The organism is Rugosimonospora africana, from assembly GCF_016862975.1.
GTDB classification, from domain to species: Bacteria; Actinomycetota; Actinomycetes; order Mycobacteriales; family Micromonosporaceae; genus Rugosimonospora; species Rugosimonospora africana.
Genome location: NZ_BONZ01000032.1, coordinates 37071 through 59244, shown reverse-complemented (window position 1 = coordinate 59244; position 22174 = coordinate 37071). Strand labels below are relative to the sequence as shown.

The 22174-nt window shown below is 69.9% G+C and carries 18 protein-coding genes; 8 read left to right on the top strand and 10 right to left on the bottom strand.

Translation table 11 applies throughout. From position 1 onward, the window contains the following. Positions 1-187: 187 nt before the first annotated feature. On the top strand, positions 188-3913 hold the full coding sequence (locus tag Raf01_RS17065) for a BTAD domain-containing putative transcriptional regulator (protein WP_203918889.1): 3726 nt from the start codon (positions 188-190) through the stop codon (positions 3911-3913). 89 nt (positions 3914-4002) lie between these two features. Here Raf01_RS17065 and Raf01_RS17060 read toward each other — a convergent pair whose 3' ends face one another. Beyond that, a complete protein-coding gene (locus Raf01_RS17060; RefSeq protein WP_203918888.1) occupies positions 4003-5037 on the bottom strand; it encodes an NAD-dependent epimerase/dehydratase family protein in 1035 nt (344 codons plus the stop codon). A 155-nt stretch (positions 5038-5192) separates the two neighbouring features. Between Raf01_RS17060 and Raf01_RS17055 the strand changes: the two genes are divergently transcribed. Continuing rightward, complete coding sequence (locus Raf01_RS17055) at positions 5193-6620, top strand: MFS transporter (protein WP_203918887.1); 1428 nt, start codon at positions 5193-5195, stop codon at positions 6618-6620. Positions 6621-6716: 96 nt separating this feature from the next. Here the strand turns inward: Raf01_RS17055 and Raf01_RS17050 are convergent, their stop codons facing one another. From Raf01_RS17050 to Raf01_RS17040, 3 genes are all read right to left on the bottom strand, one after another. Beyond that, positions 6717-8105 (bottom strand): chitinase, encoded by a 1389-nt coding sequence (locus Raf01_RS17050; protein ID WP_239133671.1) that lies wholly within the window; start codon positions 8103-8105, stop codon positions 6717-6719. Between the two features lie 50 nt (positions 8106-8155). Then, the gene (locus Raf01_RS17045; protein ID WP_203918886.1) at positions 8156-9430 is read right to left on the bottom strand and encodes a glycoside hydrolase family 16 protein; all 1275 of its coding nucleotides are present in this window, start codon (positions 9428-9430) and stop codon (positions 8156-8158) included. A 291-nt stretch (positions 9431-9721) separates the two neighbouring features. Next, positions 9722-9886, bottom strand: coding sequence for a hypothetical protein (locus Raf01_RS17040; protein WP_203918885.1), 165 nt, complete (start codon positions 9884-9886; stop codon positions 9722-9724). Between the two features lie 141 nt (positions 9887-10027). On the opposite strand from Raf01_RS17040, the gene Raf01_RS17035 reads away from it, so the two are divergent. Then, entirely contained in the window at positions 10028-11407 is a 1380-nt protein-coding gene (locus Raf01_RS17035; RefSeq protein ID WP_203918884.1) for a cytochrome ubiquinol oxidase subunit I, read from the top strand. Beyond that, positions 11408-12586, top strand: a complete 1179-nt coding sequence (locus Raf01_RS17030; protein WP_203918883.1) for a cytochrome d ubiquinol oxidase subunit II — start codon at positions 11408-11410, stop codon at positions 12584-12586. 56 nt (positions 12587-12642) lie between these two features. Here the strand turns inward: Raf01_RS17030 and Raf01_RS17025 are convergent, their stop codons facing one another. Continuing rightward, positions 12643-13332 carry a TMEM175 family protein gene (locus Raf01_RS17025; protein WP_203918882.1) on the bottom strand — a complete coding sequence of 230 codons (690 nt, stop codon included), beginning with the start codon at positions 13330-13332 and terminating at the stop codon, positions 12643-12645. A gap of 146 nt (positions 13333-13478) precedes the next feature. Here Raf01_RS17025 and Raf01_RS17020 point away from each other — a divergent pair, with 146 nt between their 5' ends. The 3 genes from Raf01_RS17020 to Raf01_RS17010 are packed head-to-tail and all read left to right on the top strand — an operon-like array spanning position 13479 to position 16929. Next, on the top strand, positions 13479-14006 hold the full coding sequence (locus Raf01_RS17020; protein WP_203918881.1) for a PadR family transcriptional regulator: 528 nt from the start codon (positions 13479-13481) through the stop codon (positions 14004-14006). After that, on the top strand, positions 14003-14677 hold the full coding sequence (locus tag Raf01_RS17015) for an ABC transporter ATP-binding protein (RefSeq protein WP_203918880.1): 675 nt from the start codon (positions 14003-14005) through the stop codon (positions 14675-14677). The genes Raf01_RS17020 and Raf01_RS17015 overlap by 4 nt, the downstream gene beginning before the upstream one ends. After that, the gene (locus tag Raf01_RS17010) at positions 14677-16929 is read left to right on the top strand and encodes an FtsX-like permease family protein (protein ID WP_203918879.1); all 2253 of its coding nucleotides are present in this window, start codon (positions 14677-14679) and stop codon (positions 16927-16929) included. The genes Raf01_RS17015 and Raf01_RS17010 overlap by 1 nt, the downstream gene beginning before the upstream one ends. 78 nt (positions 16930-17007) lie before the next feature. Here Raf01_RS17010 and Raf01_RS17005 read toward each other — a convergent pair whose 3' ends face one another. From Raf01_RS17005 to wrbA, 3 genes are all read right to left on the bottom strand, one after another. Next, positions 17008-17568 (bottom strand): DUF4241 domain-containing protein, encoded by a 561-nt coding sequence (locus tag Raf01_RS17005; protein WP_203918878.1) that lies wholly within the window; start codon positions 17566-17568, stop codon positions 17008-17010. A gap of 102 nt (positions 17569-17670) precedes the next feature. Then, positions 17671-19098, bottom strand: coding sequence for an MFS transporter (locus Raf01_RS17000; protein WP_203918877.1), 1428 nt, complete (start codon positions 19096-19098; stop codon positions 17671-17673). A 26-nt stretch (positions 19099-19124) separates the two neighbouring features. Further along, on the bottom strand, positions 19125-19805 hold the full coding sequence (gene wrbA / locus Raf01_RS16995; RefSeq protein WP_203918876.1) for an NAD(P)H:quinone oxidoreductase: 681 nt from the start codon (positions 19803-19805) through the stop codon (positions 19125-19127). A gap of 77 nt (positions 19806-19882) precedes the next feature. On the opposite strand from wrbA, the gene Raf01_RS16990 reads away from it, so the two are divergent. Then, the gene (locus Raf01_RS16990) at positions 19883-20347 is read left to right on the top strand and encodes a MarR family winged helix-turn-helix transcriptional regulator (protein WP_203918875.1); all 465 of its coding nucleotides are present in this window, start codon (positions 19883-19885) and stop codon (positions 20345-20347) included. Positions 20348-20468: 121 nt separating this feature from the next. Here Raf01_RS16990 and Raf01_RS16985 read toward each other — a convergent pair whose 3' ends face one another. Both Raf01_RS16985 and Raf01_RS16980 read right to left on the bottom strand, forming a co-directional pair. After that, on the bottom strand, positions 20469-21422 hold the full coding sequence (locus Raf01_RS16985) for an NADP-dependent oxidoreductase (protein WP_203918874.1): 954 nt from the start codon (positions 21420-21422) through the stop codon (positions 20469-20471). Between the two features lie 72 nt (positions 21423-21494). Continuing rightward, the gene (locus Raf01_RS16980; protein ID WP_203918873.1) at positions 21495-22133 is read right to left on the bottom strand and encodes an HD domain-containing protein; all 639 of its coding nucleotides are present in this window, start codon (positions 22131-22133) and stop codon (positions 21495-21497) included. Positions 22134-22174 lie beyond the last annotated feature (41 nt).

Sequence of the window (22174 nt, the reverse complement as noted above, 5' to 3'; positions counted from 1 at the left end):
AGACTTCGGGACCGCACCCGCGCGGCCAGCACTTCCGTCGCGGCCGGGTCGGGCAGCCGACACCCGATCGCCGGTGCCGGTGTCGGGTTGGCGCCACCCGGCTAGCAGCCGGCCGGCAAAAACCGGCAAGATCGGCTCGCCCGGAACACCGGGCATCGGTGGTGTCCCGGGAATCGAGCCTGCCCACATGACCATCCCCAGCACCGGTGAACTGCTGCGCCAACACCGTTTCCGTGCCGGACTGACCCAGGAGGACCTGGCCCGGCGCGCGCAGGTGAGCATCCGCGCGCTGCGCTACATCGAGCAGGGCCGGGTGACCCGCCCGCACGCCTCTTCGCTGCGGCGGTTGGCCGTCGCGCTCGGCCTGACCGGCGACGACCTGGCGGCACTGCTCGGCCTGCCGGCCCCCGCCGGCCCCGCGCCCGCTGTCCCCGCGCCCGCTGTCCCCGCGCCCGCTGTCCCCGCGCCCGCTGTCCCCGCGCCCGCTGTCCCCGCGCCCGCGAAGACGACGCCCACAGGGACCGTGCCGGCCGCGGCCGTCGACACCGGCGCGGGCACGGACACCAACCACGACCCGGGCGGGCAGACGAGCCGCGAGCCGGGCCGGGACCGGGATCGTGTCCCGACCGCGGCAAGCCCGCCGCACGACCCGGGCCCGGACGCCGGGCTGCGGGTACGGATACTGGGTCCGCTGTCGGCGAGTCTCGACGGCCGGCCGGCCGGGATCGAGTCAGCCATGCTGCGCGGACTGCTCGGTGTGCTCGCCTTGCAGCAGGGCCGGACGGTGCCGGTCACCGAGATCATCGACGTGCTGTGGGGCGACGAACCGCCGCGTACCTGCCGCCAACTCGTCCACGGCTACGTCGCCGCGCTGCGCAGGCTGCTCGAGCCGGAGCGCAAGCGGCGGGCGCCCGCGACCCGGCTGCGCCGCACGGCCGGCGGGTACCGGATCGAATTAAGCCGGGACGAGTTGGACCTGGCGGCCGTGGACGACTTCCTGGCCCGGGCACGGCGAGCCCGCAGGGCCGGCGATCCCGACACCGCCCGCGAGGCGCTGGCCGCCGCCTGGATCCGTTGGCGCGACCCCGTCCTCGTCGACGCCGGTCCGCGGCTGCGCGAGCACCCGGCTGCGGTCGCGCTGGCGGCGAAGCGGGTCTCGATCGCGCTGGACCACGCCGACCTCGCCCTCGCACAGGGCCGGTGCGCGGAGGCGGCGGGCCCGTTGCGCGTGATCGCCGCCGACGAGCCGCTGCACGAAGGGGTGGCCGCCCGGCTCATGGTGGCGCTGGCCGGCTGCGGGCAGCAAGCGGCCGCGTTGGAGCTGTTCGAGACGGTCCGGGCGCGGCTGGACGCGGAGTTGGGTGTCGAGCCGGGGCGCGAACTGCGCGAGGCACATCTGCGGGTGCTGCGCGGGCACGTGCCCGCCGCCACTTCGCCAGATGCCGCTATGCCGGACGCCACATCGCCGGACGCCACATCGCCGGGCGCTGCGCCGGCCGTTGCCGTGCCGGACGCCGTGCCGGCCGCTCCCGTGCCGGCCGTTCCGGTCGCTCCGGCCCAGTTGCCGCCGGACGTCGCCGGATTCACCGGCCGCGACGGGTACCTGCGGCAGCTCGACGAGCTCCTGCCCGGTGGCGGTGCCGCGGGTACCGTCGTCATCTCGACGATCGATGGCATGGGCGGGGTCGGCAAGACCGCGCTCGCCGTGCACTGGGCGCACCGGGTACGCGACCGGTTCCCCGACGGCCAGCTGTACGTCAACCTGCACGGGTACGCCCCGGGGCCGGTGCGCCCGATCGACGCGCTCACCGGCTTCCTCGTCGCGCTCGGGGTACCGGCCGACGATGTCCCCGACGACCTCGACCAGGCTGCCGCCCTGTACCGCAGCCGGCTCGCCGGGCGCCGGGTGCTGGTACTGCTGGACAACGCGGCCCGCTCCGATCAGGTGCGGCCGCTGCTGCCCGGTACCACTGGATCGTTGGCCCTGGTCACCAGCCGGCACCACCTCCCGGGCCTGATCGCTCGCGACGGCGCCCGCCAATTCACCCTGGACGCGCTGGCACCGGACGAGGCCGTCGCGCTGCTGCGCCGGATGCTCGGCGAATCCCGTGTCGACGCCGAGCCGGCCGCCACCGCGCGCCTTGCCGGACTGTGCGCGTACCTGCCGCTGGCCCTGCGGATCGTGGCCGCCAACCTGATCGCCCGGCCGCGGCACCGCATCGCCGACCACGTCGCCCGGTTGGAGGCCGGCAACCGGCTCGCCGGGTTGGCCGTCGACGGCGACGACGACACCGCGGTACGCGCTGCCTTCGACCTCTCGTACGCGGCGCTTCCGGAGCCGCAGCAACGGATGTTCCGGTGTCTCGGCCTGGTACCGGGCCCGGACGTCACGCCCGGTGCCGCCGCCGCACTGGCCGGCACCAGTCCGGTCGAGGCCGGGGCGCTGTTGTCCCGGCTGGCCGACCGGCACCTCGCTGACGAGCACACGCCCGGCCGGTACGCGGTGCACGACCTGCTGCGCCTCTACGCCGGCGAGCTGGCCGACCGGCAGGACGGGGCGGACCGGCGGCGGTGTGCTCTCGCCCGGCTCGCCGAGCACTACCTGGACCGTGCCGTCCCGGCGGCCCGCCTGCTGTACCCACACGTGCTCTACCTGCCCTGCACACTGTCCAGATCCTCCGATCCCGACCCGTTCTCCGGGGCCGAGGAGGCGCTGTCCTGGCTGGACGCCGAACGGCGCAACCTCGTCGCCACCGTCGTCCAGCTGGGCCGCCACGACCACCGCCGGGCCGCCTGGCAACTCGCCGACGCGTTGCAGGGGTTCTTCCGGGTCCGGACCGCGACGGCGGACTGGCAGGTCGTCAACGACGCCGCGCTCGCCGCCGCCGAGGCCGAGGCCGACCCGGCCGCGCAGGCCGCGGCGCATCTCGGGCTCGGTACCCTGCACGACTTCCACACCCGGTTCGACGAGGCCGCCCGGCACTACACGAGATCGGCCGCGCTGGCCCGGGAGGCCGGCTGGACCCACTGCCACGCGGTCGCGTTGAACAACCTCGCCCGGATTCACTGGGTGGACGGCCGACCGCTGGACACCATCGACCTGCTCACCCAGGCCCTCACGCTGCACCGGCAGGCCGGCCGGGTGGCCGGCGAGGCGGTCACCCTGGCCAACCTGGGTGTCGCGCACGGCGAGGTGGCCCGCGCCGCCGCCGGTACCGGCGAACGGGTCGGGCACCTGCGCCACGCCGCCGGGTACCTGACCCGCGCGCTGGATCTGCACCGCGCGATCGGGGACCGCCGCAACGAGGCGGACACCCTGCGGATCCTGGCCGCCACCCGGCGGGACGCGGGAGAGCATGCCGAGGCGCTCCCGCTGGCCGAGCGGGCGCTGCGCCTGGCCCAGGAGACCGGAGACGCCCGCTTCGAGGCCATCGCCTGGAGCACCATCGGCACGGTACGTGCCAGGCTCGGCGCCGCCGAGGACGCCCTGAACTGTCACGACCGGGCGCTGGGCGCTGCCCGTGAGATCGGCGACCGCCAGCTGGAGGCCCAGACGCTGGTGGACCTCGCCGGCACCCTGGCCCTGCTCGGCCGGCCGGAACGCGCGGCGCGGCGGGCGCGCGAGGCGCTGGACATCGCGGCCGGCATCGGCTCGCGGCCGCTCGAACGCCAGGCGCGTGCCTCCCTCGACGCGATCGCCGGCTCCGCCGATTCGACAGACCCGGCGACGGCGGCCCGCGCCGATCCGGCATCCCGCCCCGCCCCGGCGCCGCACGGCCACCCGGTCCACCACCCCGATCCGGGCACCCACACGGGCGGCAACCGCTCGGCGGAGCACCGCCTGGCCCGGCCTCGTGTGCGGCACGACCGGAAGAGCCTCGGCCGCTACGTGGTACGGCCGGCCGAGCGCTGATCGGGCTCGGCATGGCGTCGAGCGAATCGGGGCCTACGGCCTGCGGCTCTCGGCTGACGGCTCTCGGCTTACCGCTTACGGCGTGGCCGTCAGCCCTCCGCGGCCGCCGTCAGACCGGCCGCCTCCGTCAAACCGGCCACCTCCGTCAAACCGGCCAAGGCACTGTCGTCCAGGTGCACGCGCCCGGCATCGCTGAGCGACTTGACGGACTCGGCGACGGCCCGCAACGACGTGTACCGCGGACGGTAGCCCAGGAGCCGCTGAGCCTTCGCGATGCTCACCGAATGACTCCGCGTGACATGCTCACTGCTGATCATCGCGTGCTCCGCGTCCGAGCGCCGAACGAACTCCTCAAGCGGTACGAATTCGAGGTCGGCTCGCCGCCCGAACCAGCCGGCGACCGCCGTCGCGAAGCCGCGGACGGTCAGGGCGTGCTCGGACGTGACGTGGAACGCCTCGCCTGCGGCCTCGGCGTGGCGGGCGATCGCGAGTTCGAACGCCTGCGCCACGTCGTCCGCGTGGACATGGTGCAGCGTCTCCAGACCCAGATTCGGCACGAGCAGCCGCCGTCCGGCGGCGAGCGTCTCCCATACCTCGACGTCGAGGTTGCCCACCGGGTTGATCGCGGCCCAACCGGGACCGCTGATGTGTCCGGGACGGAGTATCACGGTGGGCAGTCCTCCGGGCCGCGAGGACTGGTCGAACAGGAACCGTTCCATGTCGAGCTTGCCGAGACCGTATTCGCCCCACGCCTGGAGGTCGGCTTCTTCACCGGCCGGAACCTCGCTCAGGGTTCCGTGAACCCAGATGGTGCTGCAACTGACCAGCAGTCGTGCTCGACCGCGGAGGGCGTCGACGAGGTGTTCGGCCGACGCGCGCGTGAAGCAGACCATGTCCACCACGACGTCCGCGTTCAGGTCGGCGATCTGCTCGCCGAATCGCCCCGCGAGCTCTTCCTTGTCGCGGTCGATGAGAACGCGGGTCACCTTCTCCCACGCGGGGTGCTGGCGGTAGAGGATCTGCGTGCCGCGGCTGACCGCGACCACGTCGTGCCCGGCCGCCACCAGCCGTGGTATCAGGTAGCCCCCGACATGACCGGTCGCGCCGATGACGACAATCCTCACGCTGCCCGCTCCTTCCAGGGATGCAAACGGTGCCCGCCCGAGGATATGCCGGCCTCCGGAACCAGACACCCGCGGAAGGTCGGTTTATTCGGTGCCATGCCGGGTAGAGGGCACGCGTGCGCCGCGGGCCTCTCGCCGAAAGCTACCCCGGAGCCGTGGCCCTCGTGGTCTGCTCTCTGGTCCCGTACCTGGTCCTCACGGTGGCCATCCTGTCGCTGGACAAACTCATGTCGCGTGGTCTCGGTACCTCACGCTCCACCCTGGACATGGCCGTCAGCCTCTCCGCCGGCGCCTACGCTGTCGGTACCCTGCTGGCGGCTCAACTCGCGCTGCACTTCCCGCCGCGGCGGCTGCTCGTCGGTTACGAGGCGTGTTTCGCGGTGGCGTCCATCCTCGCGGCCTCGGCTCCGAATGCCCCCGTGTTCATCGTGGCCTTCATCGCCCAGGGTCTGCTGACCAGTCTGATGCTGATCGCGGCGGTACCACCACTGGTCACCGTCTGGCCGGCGCGCAAGATCCCGACCAGCGCCGGCATCCTGAACCTCTGCATCTTCGGCGCCGTGGCCGTCGGCCCCACCGTGGGCGGGCTGCAGGCGGCCGCGCACGGCTGGCGGGTGCTGTTCTGGTGCGTCGCCGCGGTGGCCGTCACGGCGTTGCTGCTGTCCGTGCTGACCTTCCGCGACGATCCGCCCCAGGATCCCGGCGCACCGTGGGACATCGTCGCTCTGGTACTGGGCGTCACCGGCTGTGCGGCGGCCTTCTTCGGAGCCGGCGAACTGCAGGCCACGATGAAGGCCAACCCGCGGTCGGTGGTCCCGCTCGTCGCCGGAGCCGCACTGCTCGCGCTCCTGGTCGCCTACGAATACCGGCGGCCCAACCCGCTCGTACCCGTCAAGGCGATGAGCACCTCGGTCCCGGTCGCGGGAATCTTCGTCGCGACCACGACGAGCGCCGCCGCCTTCGGCGTCACGGAACTGCTCCTGACGGTGCTGCGTCGGTCCTCCCCCACCACCACCGCCATCATCTTCATACCCGAGGTCATCGCCGCCGTCGCGATCGCCGCGCTGTTCGCCGCGCTGTTCCGCACCCGGTTCATCCCGCCGCTGGCGTTGGGCGGGCTGCTGATGGTGGTGGCAGCCGCCGTACTACTGATCGTCGCGCTTCCCGGGATCGGTCCGGTCATGGCCGCGATTACCGGCCTCATCGGACTGGGCGTGGCGGCGTCGGTCGCTCCCGCCCTGTTCATCGCCGGCCTGTCGCTGCGAGCACAGTTGCTGCAGCGTGCGTTCGCGCTGATCGAGCTGTCCCGGGCCGTCACCGCCTTCCTCACCGCTCCGATCCTGGTGTTCCTGGCCGGTACTCTCGGCGCCGGTCCGACGTCCGGCACCGTCGACGCGCTCGGGATCTGCCTGGCCATCGCTGTCATCGGATTCGTCGGCGGATGCGTCCTGTACCTGTCCGGCAAGCCGCGGCTGGAGGCTCCGGACCTGGAACGGTGGCACGGCGGCGCGGAACCGGCGTGGGAGTCGCCACCCCTGCTCCGCGCCCTACGCGGCCGGCGCCAGTCCCGCGACACGGGGTGAGGAAGACGTCCGTCCTGCACGCGTCCACCCTGGGCCCGTCGTGCGGCCGGCCCCCGTCCGCGCGATCCGGACGGGGGCCAGTGTTGGCGAAACCGCTCAGCCGAGAGTCCAGCTCTGGTTCGCGGCACCGGTGCAGCTCCAGATCTGCAACTGGTTGCCGTCCGCCGTACTCCAGCCGGTGTCGTCCAGGCACTTACCCGAACCTGAGTTCACCAGGCTTCCGTTCGCGCCCTGGCTCCATTGCTGGGCACCCGTGCCGTTGCAGTCGTACAGCTGCACCTTGGCTCCGTTCGCGGTGCCCGCCGCCGTCACGTCCAGGCACTTGCCCAGCGCCTGGAACGTGGTGCCGCTGTGCGTCCAGGACTGCGCGTTCGTGCCGTTGCAGGTGTACAGCTGCACCGCGGTACCGTTCGCGGAACTCGCGCCGGCCACGTCCACGCACTTGCCGCCGTACCCGTGGATCGGGGTACCGCCGCCGGGCGGCGGGGTGCTGGTACCCCCGTTGATGGCCTTGAAGGTGTTGGTGAACTGGTAGGTGCTCTGCGGGGTACCGCTGGATCCCTGGTTGTCCCGGCCCAGCGCCCAGAACGACAGCTCCTGGATGCCGTTGCTGGCCGCGAAGTTCTCCAGTGTGGACGCGTTGCCGGTGGTGAACACCTCCGCGCTGCTGTCGTTCACCCCGATCATCGGGGTGTTGCCTTCCATGGCCCACAGCTGTGCCGAGGTCTTCGTGTTCCAGATCTGGCCGAGCTGTCCGTGCAACGCGTTGGCGGCCTGGACGGCGGCCTGGCCCATGTCCATCGCGGGACCGTAGTCCATGGTCATGATGTTGACCAGGTTGACATTCAGGTTGTGACTCTTGGCGTTGTTGAGCAGGCTCAGCGAGTCGGACTCCAGGCCGGTCGGGTTCACCGGCAGGGTGTAGTCCACGGCCAGCGTCTTGCCGGAGGCCGCGTACTGCTGCTGCAGGTTGGCCAGTGCCTGGTTGCGCCGGTCGTTGGCGGCCGTGTTGTCCAGAGTGGACCCTTCGATGTCCAGGTCGACGCGGGTCAGGTTGAACTGGTCGATGACCCGCTTGTACTGGGCCTGCATCGCCGATACGGAACCGCACGAGGTCAGTTCGGTGCCGGATGCGCCGCCGAACGAGGCGATGACGTCCCCTCCGACCGCCCGCAGGCTGTTGATGGCGTTGTTCCAGCCGGAGTCGGTGATCGCGGTGTCCCCGTTGATGGTGGCGTTGCAGGTGCCCTGGCTGATGATGAAGGCCAGGGTGTAGTACTTGTTGCCGGTCGCGTTGTAGGCGGCCATCAGGCTCGACGACGAGTTCCACATTTCCGCGTAGGGCGCGGAGTAGTGCGCGGGGAAACCCGGTCCGGGGTTGGCCGCGGCCCAGGCCGGACTGTTCGTCGCGAACGCGACGCCGGCCGCGACGAGCGGGACGGCGGCCGCGATCCGCAGCGCTGTGGTGAGGCGATACCGGGGCACGAGGAACCTCCTGGTTGGGGGGAAAGGAACCTGGGGCAGGGGTGCGAGCTTCAGGACACCGACCACTGCTGGTTGGCGGCGCCGGTGCAGGTCCAGATCTGCAACTGGTTGCCATTGGCGCTGCTCTGGTCGGTGGCATCCAGGCACTTGCCGGAACCCGTGTTGATGAACTGGCTGCCGCTACGTGTCCACTTCTGGGCGTTGGTGCCGTTGCAGTCGTACAGCTGCACCTTGGCGCCGTTCGCGGTACCGGCCGCGGCGACGTCCATGCACTTGCCCAGTGCGCGCACAGTGCCGTCGCTGCCCACCGTCCACTGCTGCGCCGCGGTGCCGTTGCAGTCGTAGAGCTGCACCTTGGTGCCGTTGGTGGTGCTGGCACCGGCCACGTCCACGCACTTGCCACCCAGTCCGGTGATCCGGCCGGCACTGCCACCGCCGCTGCCGCTCTGCCCGTAGACGTGGATGTAGTCGACGACCATCTGCTGTGGGAAGGAGGTGCTGGAGTTCGGCGATCCGGGCCAGTTGCCGCCCACCGCCACGTTGAGCAACAGGAAGAACGGGTGGTTGAACGCCCACGGGTTGCCGTTGGTCTCGGCGGAGGTGTGCGTCTCGTAGACGTTGCCGTCGACCGAGAAGCTGACCGTGTTGGGCGACCAGTCGACGGCGTACGCGTGGAAGCCGTCGGCGAGCGACTGCCCGTTCGGCAGGGTGTAGGTTCCGGTCAACGGGTTGCCACCGGAGTACCCGGGGCCGTGTAGGCTGCCGTGGTTCGTGCCGGTCTGGCTGCCGATGGTTTCCATGATGTCGATCTCGCCGCTGTTCGGCCAGCCGACGCTGCCGATGTTGTCGCCGAGCGCCCAGAACGCCGGCCAGATGCCCTGCCCCCGTGGCATCTTGATGCTCGCCTCGATGTGCCCGTACTGCTGGCTGAACTTGCCGCTGGTGTTGAGCCGGGCCGAGGTGTACGTGCACGAGCCGTACCAGCAGCCGTAGCCGGAGGGGTTCTCCTTCCGGGCGGTGATGACCAGGTGCCCGTTGCCATCCAGCGAGGCGTTGCTGGTGCTGGTGGTGTAATACTCCAGCTCGTTGTTGCCCCAGCCGCTGCCGCCGGTGTCGTGTCCCCATTTGCTGCCGTCCGGCGCGCTGCCGGCCGCGCCGTTGAAGTCGTCCGACCAGACCAGCGGTCCGAGTGCGGCCGGCGCGACCGCGGCGGACGCCGGCTGAGAGTTCGAGGTCAGCTGTACCGTGGCGCACGCGGCCACCAGGGCGAGGGCCGCGGCGGCCACCAGGGGGCGCCGGCGCCACCGGCCGGGTACCGAGTCCATGCCGTCTCTCCTTTCTGGACGTGCGTCGCCCAGCCGGCTGCGGGCGGCAGCTGGCCACTACCGGGATCCGGTGCGGTCGCGTCGGCATGCGGTCGTGAACGCGTGCGCGCTTGGGTAGCGACGGGCCGACGGGCAGCGGGGCGACAACAAACAGTATGGTTACTTAACAGATTGACGAGAGACTATTCTGCACGCAGAGGGAAGTCAATACGCGACTTGAATCAAGTGCCACCGGGCATACTCACGCCCGCTCCGATGCCGACCGGCAGTCACAGCCGAGTCACGGCCCAGTCACCGCGTACGGCGCCACCAGCGCCACAGGTCGGCGGCGCGGACAGCGAACCCGACGGCGCCGATAAACAACAGCTCGGCTCCGATGAAGTACAGGTCCGAGTCCAGCAGGCCGCAGGCACCCAGGCCCAGTCCGAGCACCAGCACTCCGAACACAGCCAGCATGTGCGCTCACCCCTCCGGTGCCACGGGCCCGCCCCGCCGTTCACGTCCGTCCGCTGCGATTGCCCGAAGACACGCCGAAGATGCGTGACAAAGCGCGGAATCCGGGAAGGGGCAACCGCTGGGCCGAGAAAGGAGGCGGCGATGGCCTGCGGTGTATGCGCGTTGGCGGCGGACGTCGTGCCCGCCCGCGTCCAGATGGGCTCCTCACTCGGCTTCCACATCATCCTGGCCTGCTTCGGCGTCGCCGCGCCGACCGTGATGCTGGCCGCCGAGTGGATCGGCATCCGCCGCGACGACCCGTCGGCCCTGCTGCTCGCCCGCCGGTGGTCGAAGGTCGTCGCTCTGCTGTTCGCGGTCGGCGCCGTGTCCGGCACCGTTCTGTCATACGAGATGGGGCTGCTGTGGCCGCGGCTGATGAGCCGGTTCGGCTCAGCCATGGGAATCGGGTTCAGCATCGAGGGAGTCTGGTTCTTCGTCGAGGCGGCGTTCGTCTCCGTGTACCTGTACGGCTGGCGCCGCCTCAAACCCTGGCTGCACTGGTGCACCGGCCTCCCGGTGGCCGCGGCGGGGGTCTTCGGCGCGTGGGCGGTGGTGTCCGTCAACTCCTGGATGAACCAGCCCCGGGGGTTCACGCTCCGGGACGGGCGGGTGGTCTCCATCGATCCGATCGCGGTGTTCTTCAACCGGGCCACCGCCTACGAGGTACCGCACATGATCCTGGCCGCCTACATGGTCACCGGGTTCGTCTTCGCCGGCGTGTACGCGGTGGGGATGCTGCGCGGACGCCGGGACCGGTACCACCGGCTGGGATTCCTCGTTCCGTTCACGATCGCCGGCATCGCCACCCCGTTGCAGGTCGGCGTCGGCGACTACGCGGCCCGCGCGATCGCCGCCCAGCAGCCGGTCAAGTTCGCGGTCATGGAACTCGTGCCGCACACCGGCCGGGGAGTCACCGAGTGGCTCGGCGGCATCTGGTGGAACGGCCACGTGTACTTCGGTGTCGGCGTCCCGAAACTGGACTCGATCCTGGTCGACTTCGACCCCGACGCGAAAGTCATCGGCTGGGACACGGTTCCGGCATCCGAGCGGCCCCCGCTGGCCAACCTCATCCACCTGTCCTTCGACCTCATGGTGGGCGTCGGCACGATCCTGATGGCGTTGGTGGCCTGGCAGGCATGGCACTGGTACTTCCACCGCCGGGTGCTGACCACCCGCTGGTTCCTGGCGCCGATCGCCCTGTCCGGGTTGGCGTCGGTCGCGGCGATGGAGTGCGGCTGGATCGTCACCGAGGTCGGCCGGCAACCATGGATGATCTACCAGGTACAGCGGGTGAACGACGCGGTCACCACGGCGCACGGCGTACCCGTCACACTGGGCTGGGTTCTGGCGGTGTACCTCGTGATGACCTTCGTGTCCATCGGCACCCCGGTGTTGCTGAGCCACCGGTGGCGGCGCGAGAAGCCGGAGATCGAGGACGCCCAGGACGTGCCGTACGCACCCGCCGGCCGCCAGGAGACCTGAGTGGCTCCCAGCCCGTTGGCCCTGACCGTGGCTGCCATCATGTTCGTGGCCGTCACCGCCTACGCCCTGTTCGCCGGTGCCGACTTCGGCGGCGGTATCTGGGACATGCTCGCGGGCGGCACCCGGCGGGGCACCGGACCCCGGGCCCACATCGACGAGTCCGTCACCCCGGTGTGGGAGGCCAACCACGTCTGGCTGGTGCTGATGCTGGTCGTACTCTGGTCGGCCTTCCCGCCCGGGTTCGGGACCATCATGACCGTCCTGTTCGTGCCGCTGAACTTCTCGCTGCTGGGCATCTTCTTCCGCGGCGTCGGGTTCGCCTTCCGGCACAGCGCCCGCAGCGAGCGGGTCCAGCAGTTGTACGGCGTGATGTTCGCGGCCTCGTCGCTGATGACGCCGTTCTTTCTGGGTACCGTGGTCGGCGCCATCGCCAGCGGCGCGGTACGAGTCGGCGAGACCGGAAACAGGCTCGCGGCGTGGACATCGGCCACGGCACTGCTGACCGGTGCGCTGGCCGTCACCGCCTGCGCCTACATCGCGGCCGTCTACCTGGTGCGCGACGCGCACCGCCGCGGCAGGCCCGACCTCACCCGGTACTTCGCCATCAGGGCCGGCATCGCCGGCGCGGTCAGTGGACTGGTCGCGCTTGCCAACCTCGTGGTCATGCACCGGCAGGCACCGTACGTCTTCCACGGCCTGACCCACCGCGCGCTGCCGCTGATCATCATTTCCGTCGTCGCGGGAACCGCCGCGCTGGTGCTGATCGTGGCGCGCCGGGCACTGCTTCTGCTGCCCGCGGTGGCCGCCGTCACCGTCGTCACCGCCGTCTGGGGATGGGCGGTGGCGCAGTACCCGTACCTGTTGCCGACCACGCTGACCCTCCGCCAAGCGGCGGCACCCACCGGTACGATGGTCACCGAGATCGTGACGGCGGTCCTGGTAACGGTGCTCGTGTTGCCCGCCTTCGCGTTGCTGTACTGGCTGCAACAGCACGGTCTGCTCGGTGAGTCCAGCAGTTCGCAGTTGCGCGCGGCTCTCACCCGTGAGGACCGGCCGGAGCGTACCGAGGAGGCGCCGCCCCCGTCGTTGGGCGCCAAGGTGATCGGCGCACTGCTGGTCGTCGTGGTGGTGGTCGAACTGGTCCGCCGCCCGTTCGCCCGGCGCAAGCGCGGGGGGTGAGATTCACCGACTCTGGATCCGACAAGAGACCTCGCGCCGAGCCGATACCCAGCCACTTATCGTCGACGGCCCGACCGCACCCAGCGGAGCGGCCTTGTGGAAATGCCTTCGCTGGTGAGGCCGTGAAAGATGATCATCACGACGATTCCGGCCAGTCCGATCAGCGGGTACGCGATCCAGCCGAGCAGCCCGGTGAAGCCGTAGAGGACGATACCGGTGATCGGTCGGTACTGCTGCGCACGGACCTGGTCGGCGCCGACGTGTTCCGCGCGCAGCGCCGGATGGCGATGTAGGTAGACGAAGAACACCAGCCAGGGCGACGACATCAGAGCCGCCGCGAGCGCGTACATGACCACGGCCACCCGCAGGTCGTGGGTGCCACCCTTGGCGAGCGCCGAGGCCAGGACCGCGGTGGGAAAAGGAATGATGACTACGCCGAAGAGGATGCCGAGATTGATCCAGTTAATCGCGAAGGTGGTGCCACGGATCAGCCGAAGCAGCGAGTGGTGGTTGAGCCAGAGCACGCCGATGTAGACGAACGACACCACGAACGCGAAAAGAGACGGAGCCTCCTCGAGGAGTGACCCGAACAGTTCGCCCTTCTGGAATTCCGGTACCCGCAAGTCCAACACCAGCAGGGTGATGACGATAGCGAAGACGCCGTCGCTGAATGCCTTCAGCCTGTCGGTTTCGCCCGGCCGGAGATCGGAGCCGCTCGGCTCGACCTCCTCGGGTGCTGCGGGCATTGCCACAGGCTAGCAGCGAGCGTGGATCCGCCGATCGGTTTGAGATCGTCACGCGAGTAGCCGATATAAGGGTTTCCCCGGAGAAGCCCCGGAACTATCACCTCAGGGTATTCTCTCGGGTGATACCGCAGACTTAAGGTGCTTGAGTGAACATCCCCACGACCCTCCTCGGCCTGCTCGAACCCGAGCCGAGCCACGGCTACGAACTCAAGCGCTCCTACGACACACTGTTCGCCGACAACGGGCGGCTGCTGTCCTTCGGCCAGCTCTACGGCACGCTCAACCGGCTGGAGCGCGACGGGCAGATCCAGGTGCTCGGCGCTAGCCCGGGCGGCGGTCCCGACCGCAAGCAGTACATGATCACCGAGACCGGCGTCGCCCAGGTCGAGACGTGGTTGTCCGAGCCCGAGCGGCCGGAGCCGATGCTGCAGGCCACCCTCTTCGTCAAGGTCGTCCTGGCCCTGCTGTCCGACCGTCCTGCCGCACGGTACCTGGACGTCCAGCGCGACGCTCACCTCGAGCGGATGCGCGAACTCACCACGATGCGCAAGGCCGGCCCGCTGAGCCGGACCATGCTGGCCGATTACGGCCTCTTCCACCTCGAAGCCGACCTGCGCTGGATCGACATGACCGCGGCCCGGCTCGACCAACTCCGAGACGAGATCAGCCGATGACCATCCTGTCCGCGGACAACCTCACCAAGTCCTTTGGCGCCACGGTCGCGCTCCATGGCGCCAGCATGTCGCTCGAACCCGGCGAGATCCTTGCCGTGATGGGGCCGAGCGGATCCGGCAAGTCGACGTTGCTGCACTGCCTGGCCGGCATCTTCGCGCCGGACAGCGGCACCGTGACGTTCGACGCGAGACGATTGGACACCATGTCCGACCGGGAGCGCACCCGGCTACGCCGGACCGACTTCGGGTTCGTGTTCCAGTTCGGCGAGCTCGTACCGGAACTGACCGCGGTCGACAACGTCGCGCTGCCGTTGCTGCTGGCCGGGATGCGCCGAGGTACCGCCTATGCGCGGGCCAGGTCCTGGTTCCCGCGCCTGGAGCTGGCCGGCCTCGAAGATCGGCGCACCGGTGAGCTGTCCGGCGGCCAGGCACAGCGGGTCGCCGTGGGCCGGGCGCTGGTCACCGGGCCGAAGGTGCTGTTCGCCGACGAACCGACCGGCGCGCTCGACTCGCTCACCGGCGAGAAGGTGATGGACCTGATGGTGGACACGGTCCGGGCAGAAGGCACGGCGGTCATCCTCGTCACCCACGACGCCCGGGTCGCGTCCCACGCCGACCGGCAGATCACGGTCCGCGACGGGCAGGTCATCGCATCGGGAGTACAGGTCTGATGATCCGCTTCGGACTGCACATGACGCTGCGCAGCGGTCGCGAGGCGTTTACCCGCCTGGTGGTCACCGCGCTATCGGTAGCCGTCGGCGTCGGACTGTTGCTGTCGGTACTGGCGATGTATCACGCCTACCGGGACACCATCGGCAAGCCGTGCTGGCAGTGCACCAGTACAACGGACGCGCACGGCTCGCTGCTGTGGAACTACAGCGAGGACGAGTACGACGGCGCGACCATGCACCGGCTGGACGTCGCGATCGTAGGCGCGCACGCGTCGGTGGTGCCGGGTCTGTCGGCGATGCCCGCACCGGGGCAGTATTACGTCTCCCCCGCGTTGGCCACACTGCTGCGCGCCACCCCCGGCGACGAACTCGGCGACCGCTTCCCCGGCGCCCTGGCCGGAATCATCGGTCCGGCCGGCCTGCAGAGCCCGGACGATCTCGTCATCGTGATCGGGCACCAAGCCTCCGACCTGTCGAACCTGCCACGCACGATGCGGGTCGGGCGCATCCAGACCGCACCACACGACCTGTCGACGTCGCAGTTCTACCAGTTCGGCTTCGCGATGGGCGCGGTCGTGCTGCTCATCCCGATGCTCGTACTGATCGGCAACGCGACGCGGATAGCGGCGGCCCGGCGTGAGCAGCGGTACGCGGCGATGCGGCTGGTCGGCGCGGAACGCTCGCAGATCAACGTGGTCGCCTCGGTGGACGCGGTGGTCGGCGCGGTCCTCGGCGTGGCACTGGGTATCGGGCTCTATGCCGTCCTCCGTCCTGCGCTCAAAGACATTCCGCTGCTGGGATACCGCTTTTTCGACGACACGATTACTCCCACCGGGTGGGGATTCGTGGGCATCCTCGTGGCTGTCCCGGCGGCGGCCGCGATCAGCTGCCTGCTTTCCCTGCGCCGGGTGCAGATCTCGCCGCTCGGCGTCGCCCGGCGAGCCACGCCACCCGCACCCCGTTCGTGGCGCGTCATCCCGCTGTTGATCGGCCTGGCGACCTTCATCATCCCGGTCCTCGCCTCGCCCGGCAGCTCCCGCGGGACCCCGGATCTGGCCGTACTCGCCCTGATCCTCGTCATGACCGGACTCATGATCTCCGGACCATGGCTGACCATGATGGCGTCTCGGCTGCTGGCTCGGTGGACCGTCGGTGGGTCCAGCCTGCTGGCCGCGCGCCGGCTGGCCGACAATCCGCGTTCCTCCTTCCGGGCCGTCAGCGGGCTGATGCTCGCGGTCATGGTCGGCACCGCGCTGGCCGCGCTGGTACCAGCGGCAATCGACTCACAGGACACCACGCACACCAGTCCACTGCGCAACGTCCTGCGGGTCGGGTTCCTCCAGAGCGATCGGCTCAAGCCGGACCCGGGCACGATCGACGGGCTCACGCCGGCTCAGGCTGGCCCGCTGCTGGCCAAACTGGCCGCGATTCCCGGCGCGGTTCCCGTCCCCCTCTACCAACCATCCCAGGCCGACGACGCCGTACCGCCGCCAGACGAAGGGCCGATGTCGGGGCCGGGCGGACAGCTGGTCGTGCAGTGCGCCGACGCGCAGCGGCTGCCGGCGCTCGGTGTCTGCCCGGCGGGCGCACGCGCGGTCCTGATGGACGGGAGCGCGATGTACACGGACAACCTGCGCGCGCTCAACGACTACCTGCCGTTCATCAAGCCGGACAGTCACGCGACATCCAACGATGCGACGCGGCAACCGGTCAGCGACCTGATGGTCAAGGTGGACAGCCAGGCGACCCTGGAACGGGTCCGCACTGTACTCAGCGGCTACCGCGAGGACATCTCGCCGTACGATACGCCGATGACGTTCGGTGAGGTCGGCGACGTGCGCGCCAGGCTGTACCTGGAGATCCAGCGGATAGTCACCATCCTCGCCGGCGTCACGCTGCTGGTCGCCGGTTGCGGGCTCGCGGTGGCCATCTCCGGAGGCATGGTGGAGCGCAAGCGGCCGTTCACGCTGCTGCGCGTCACCGGTACCGGGTTAGGCACGCTCTATCGCACCGTCCTGTTGGAAACCGTGATGCCACTGATCGCGGCGACCGTGCTCGCGGCCGGCGTCGGGATGTCGGTCGCCTACCCGATCGCCCGGGCACTCGCACCCGAACGCCACGGCGTCGTGCTGCCGCATCCGAGCTACGCGCTGACTCTGTGCGGCGGATTACTGATCTCGGTCGCGATCATCGCGGCGTGTCTACCGTTCCTGAGCCGGATCACCGCAACCCAGAATGCCCGGTTCGAGTAACGCTCCGGTCACCGTCGCGCGAGATCCGCGCGACGGTGACCGAACGCGGCGTGTTCGGGCTTGTTGGACTCAGGCGGTTCAGCGGTCCGGGTCGGCCAGGTTGCCGTAGTCGGTGAGGAAGCACGCCACCTCGCCGGTCGCTGTGTAGCCGATCCAGGTCTCGAACCGGCCGTCTCCGCCAAGGTGGAAGCCGACCAGATTCAGGCCCCTGTCCTCGTCGGCATAGGTGATGTAGGGCTCTCCGAAGCCGAACGAGAAGTCGGTGACGAGGTCGTCGATGGTGTCGGGATCGGTCAGCGACTCGAAGACCTCGACCGATCCGAACGACGCTGTGCCGCCGTCGACCGGAAAGAAGCAGTGTTCCCAGTCCGGCTGTCCGGTGACGTGAGCCGGCCGCCACTCGTACACAGGCTCGGAGCGGACGATGACCCGCGCGGCGATGACCACGCCGCGCCCGCGCAGAACCTCGACGGGATACTCGCCCGGCGGGACCGTCTCGGCGAATGCCCAACGGGCAACCTCGCCGGCAGGGAAGTGACCCGGCGGCTCGGCGGCCATCAAACGCCCACTGGGCAGTTTCAGTGGATCGGCGACGACGGCCTCCGCGCCGACCAACGCCATGGCGAAGTCGGGATTCATGACCGGGATCATGACACCGCCCGATCGCAATCCCAGGACCGGGATGCCCCGCCCACGTTCGGATGCGGCGGCACCTGAGGTCGCTCATGGCGTGGCCGGTGGTCAGCCGCGTCGGCGCCGCGGCAGCAGCAAGCTGACCACCGCGATGGCCAGGGCGAGCCCGGCCGCCATGAGGAAGACCAGGTCGTAGCCGGTGGCGAGGGCGGCCGCCGAGGAGCTTCCGCCGGCCTCCGCCGCGGCTCTGGCGCTGGCGGCCGTCGCGAAGACCGCCAGTCCTACCGATCCGCCTATCTGGCTGGCGGTGTTGGCCAGGCCGCCGATGGTCCCCGTGTCCCCCGTGGGTACGTCGGCGGTCGCCGCTGCCATCAAAGTGGGGAAGGTGAGCCCGATGCCGACCGCGACGAGCAGCGTGGGCCCGAGCACGCCGGTGACGTAACCGCTGTCGGCGTGGGTCTGCGCGAGCCAGCCGAACCCGGCCACGAAACAGGCACAGCCGGCCAGTACCAGCGGACGCAGACCGGTTCGCGGCAGCAGCGCGGCAGCCCATCGAGCGATCGCCACGAACGCCACCGCCGCGGGGGTCTGCGCGAGCCCGGCGTGCAGCGCGTCATAGCCGAGTGCGTTCTGCAGGGTCAGCGACGTGAAGTACCACATCGCGATGGTGATTCCTCCGAACAGCAGCAGCATGACGTTGCCGACGGCCACTCCTCGGATCGCGAACAGCCGCAGCGGCACCATCGGCTGCGCGGCGAGACGCGCCTGTACCACGGCGAAGACGACGAGCAGAAGCAGGCCCGCCACGACTGGCCCGACGACCGGCACGGACGTCCAGCCATGATCGGCACTGTCCATGACTCCGTAGATCAGCGCGGCCAACCCCGCGGTTCCCGTGACCGCTCCGGCAAGGTCGAAGGATTCCCGCCGTTCGGTTCGCGTACCGGGTAGCGCCATCATGGCCACCACGATGAGCACCGCGCCGATCGGTACGTTGAGAAGGAACACCCACCGCCACGACAGCCCGGTGGTGAGGGCACCACCCGCGACCGCGCCGGCCATGCCGCCCACGCCGCCCGAGGCGGACCACGCGCCGAACGCCCGAGCACGCACGTGGGCCTCGGTGAAGCTGGTGTTGATCACGGCCAGTGTCGCCGGGGCCAGCATGGCGGCTCCCATTCCCTGCCCGACGCGGGCCGCCACCAGAACCTCCGCGACGGTTGCCAGGCCGGCGACCAGACTCGAGGCGGAGAACAACAACAGCCCGGCGACGAGCATCCGGCGGTGGCCGAACAGGTCCGCGGCCCGGCCACCCAGCAGCATGAAGCCGGCGAACGTGAGAAGGTAGCCGTTCACCACCCAGGCCAGTCCGGTGGGTGTGAAGCCGAGGGAGCGCTGGATCGAAGGCAGGGCGACGTTCACGATGGACGCGTCCAGGATCACCATGAACTGGCAGGCACACACCAGTGACAGCACCACCCAGGCGGAGCCGGCGCGCGGCCTGACTCGCGGAGTCGCGGTGCTAGTGCTTGTCATGACGCCCTCCTCCGCCGACCCGCCGCTCATGCGATCTGCAGGGTGGTCTCGGCGGTGGTTCCGCGGACTTCTGACGCATCCGTGGCAGCATCGCTGGCCTGGTCGACCCCCAGTAGCCGGATCGTGGTTCGGGCCAACCGCCGTCCCTGGTACCGGGCGGCTTCCAGCGTTGCGGCGTCGGGGCCGTCCCCCGCCGGGCCGGTCACGGATGACGTGCCGTAGGGGTTGCCTCCGGCGGCGTAGACGGCCGGATCAGTGAATCCGGGCGGGACGATCAGCGACCCCCAGTGGTAGAAGACGTTGCCCAGCGACAGGATCGTGGCCTCACTACCGCCGTGCCTGTTGAAAGCCGAGGTGAACGCCGTCACCGGCTTGTCGGCCAGTTTCCCTTCCCGCCACAGCCCGCCGGCCTGGTCGATGAACTGCTTGAGCTGCGCGGCCGGCGCACCGAACCGGGTCGGCGTGCCGAACGCGAACGCGTCGGCCCACGCCAGGTCCTCAACCGACGCCTGGACGATCGACGTGGCGGCGTCGACATGGCGGCGCCACTGCGGGTTCTGGTCGATCGCGCTGTCGGGTGCCAGTTCGGCGACCCGCCGCAGCCGCACGACGGCCCCGGCCGAGGCGGCCCCCTCGGCGACAGCCTGCGCGAGTGCGTGGACGGCACCTGTCGCGCTGTAGTAGATGACGGCGACCTTCGCGTTCATGTCCGGCTCCTCGATGCTGCTAGAATTTAGTTACGCGCATAATGTTATGCACATAACTAACTTGTCAAGGGGAGCCCATGGACTTCGCGTACGCTGATGCCCTCAACCAGGCCATCCGCCTGCTGAGCCTGCGCCACCGGGCCAGGGCCGCCGCACTGCTGGCCCCGCTCGGCCTGCACCCCGGCCAGGAGGCACTCCTGCTCGAACTCGACCGGACCGGCCCGAGGATCCAGGCCCAGCTCAGCGACGCACTCGGCTGCGAGCCGCCCAGCGTCACGCTCATGACCCGCAAGCTCGAAGCCGCCGGTCACATCCGTCGCAGACCCGCCCCGTCCGACAAGCGCGCCAGCATCGTCGAACTCACCGACAGCGGCAAGGCACTGGCCGACCAGATCAAACACCTGTGGCGCGCGCTGGCGAAAGAAACCGTGACCGGCCTGAGCGCCGAAACGGTGGCAGCACTACCCGACATCCTCAACACCATGACGAGCAACGTGGACACCAGTCGCTCGGCCACCCGCACGGCGGCCGGTACGGTCTAGCGATCCATCGAAGGGGTGGGCGATTCCTCTGCGCCGCCTGCTCCGCCGCGAGGCGGCGCGGGCCGCGGCGGCCCGGCGCAGGGTCGGCAAGCAAACCCAGCCACGGCTCTTGCCGGGCGGATCAGCTGTCGTCCGCTGAGATGTCGTCCGCTGAGATGTCGTCCGCGACCTGAATGATCGTCTTACCGTGCGTGCGGTGGTGGCCGGCGAACGCGGAGACCGTTTCGGATAGCGGTCGCACGGCGCCGATGATGGGGTTGAGCCGTCCGTCCCGGAGGCGCTGGGCGAGGTCGGACAGCCGGGCGCGGTCGGGTTCGACGACGAAGAAGACGGCGCGTCCATCCTTGGGCTGCACGGTCGGTGGCATGTTGATGGTGACGAGGGTACCGCCCGGACGTACCAGTTCGGTCGATCGCTCGAGGATCTCGCCGCCGATGACGTCGAACACCACGTCCACCTCGCCGACGCGCCGCACATCGTTGGCGCTCAGGTCGAAGAAGCTCTGCGCGCCGAGTCCCAGTACGACATCACGGTCGTCGGCTCGACCCGTGCCGATCACCCGGGCGCCCGCCTCTCGCGCGAGTTGGACGGCGATCGAACCGACGGCACCCGCGGCGCCGTGAATGAGGACGGTCTGGCCGATCGTGAGGTGGGCATGGTCGAACAGTCCCTGCCATGCGGTCAGTCCGGAGATGGGTAGCGCGGCGGCGACGGTGTGGTCGATGTCGGCCGCGAGGGGGGCGAGGTTGCGAGCCTCCACCGCGGCGTATTCGGCCAGGGAACCGTCGCGGGCCCAGTCGGCCAGCCCGAACACCCGCTGCCCCACGGTGAGGCCGGTGGTTCCGTAGCCCAGCTCGGCCACGACACCGGACAGCTCGTGCCCGGGAATGCTGGGGGTCCGGTCGCGGCCGGCGCGATCCGTCCACGTCGCCGGCCAGTCGAGCTCTCCGCGGGTGAAGCCCGCTGCGTGCACACGCACGATAACGTCGTTTTCCGCGGCGTGGGGGTAAGGCATGTCGGTCAGGGTGAGGCCGCCGACACCCGCGTCACGGTCTCGCACGGTGATCGCTCGCATGCTCGAATCCTTTCAAGGACGTTCGCCAGTACGGGCGGTTATGCGGGTTTGGCCCACCCGCGTGATGTCCGGTCAGCTCGGCCAGGGCGAGCCGACGATGCGCTCGACCGTCGTCGTACGCGTGAAGCCCGGGATGAAGTGCTCGAGCACGTCGGAGTTCACTGTGCCGTCGGTGGTTTCGGGCCGGTTCTTGAGCCCGTCGACGTACGCTTGCAGGAACTCGTTCTTGAAGTCCCCTCGCGGGTGGGCGGCGAGGATCTCGCCCAGCTGATCCTGTTCCAGGCCGTCCAGGCCGAGGCCGAGCACGTCGGTCAGGACGCCCAGGTAGGTGGTCGCGATTTCCGGAGCCATCCGGTTGGGGATGCCCGGCGTGGTGTGCAGCGCGATCGCCGTCCAGACGGTCTCGGCGGCGGCCGCCGAGAAACCCCGGGACAGGAGGAACTTGCGCGCGTGGTCGGCGCCATCGACTTCGAAGCGCTGCTCCATATCGGAAAAGGGAGTCAGAAGGCCGGCGTCGTGGAACATCGCCGCCACGTAGAGCAGCTCCGGATCCGGTTCCACGCCGAGCTTCTGAGCGTGAATCAGGCCAAAGAAGAAGACCCGCCGGGAGTGGTGGTAGATGAGCGGACTGGTCGTCTCCTGGATCAGCCTGGTCGCTTCGGCGACCGCCGCTGTCTCAGGAATCTCCAACCCTGCGATGACCTCTGGCACGGATTCTGACTCTCTGGGAAACGTGTCGGCTATAGAATGTG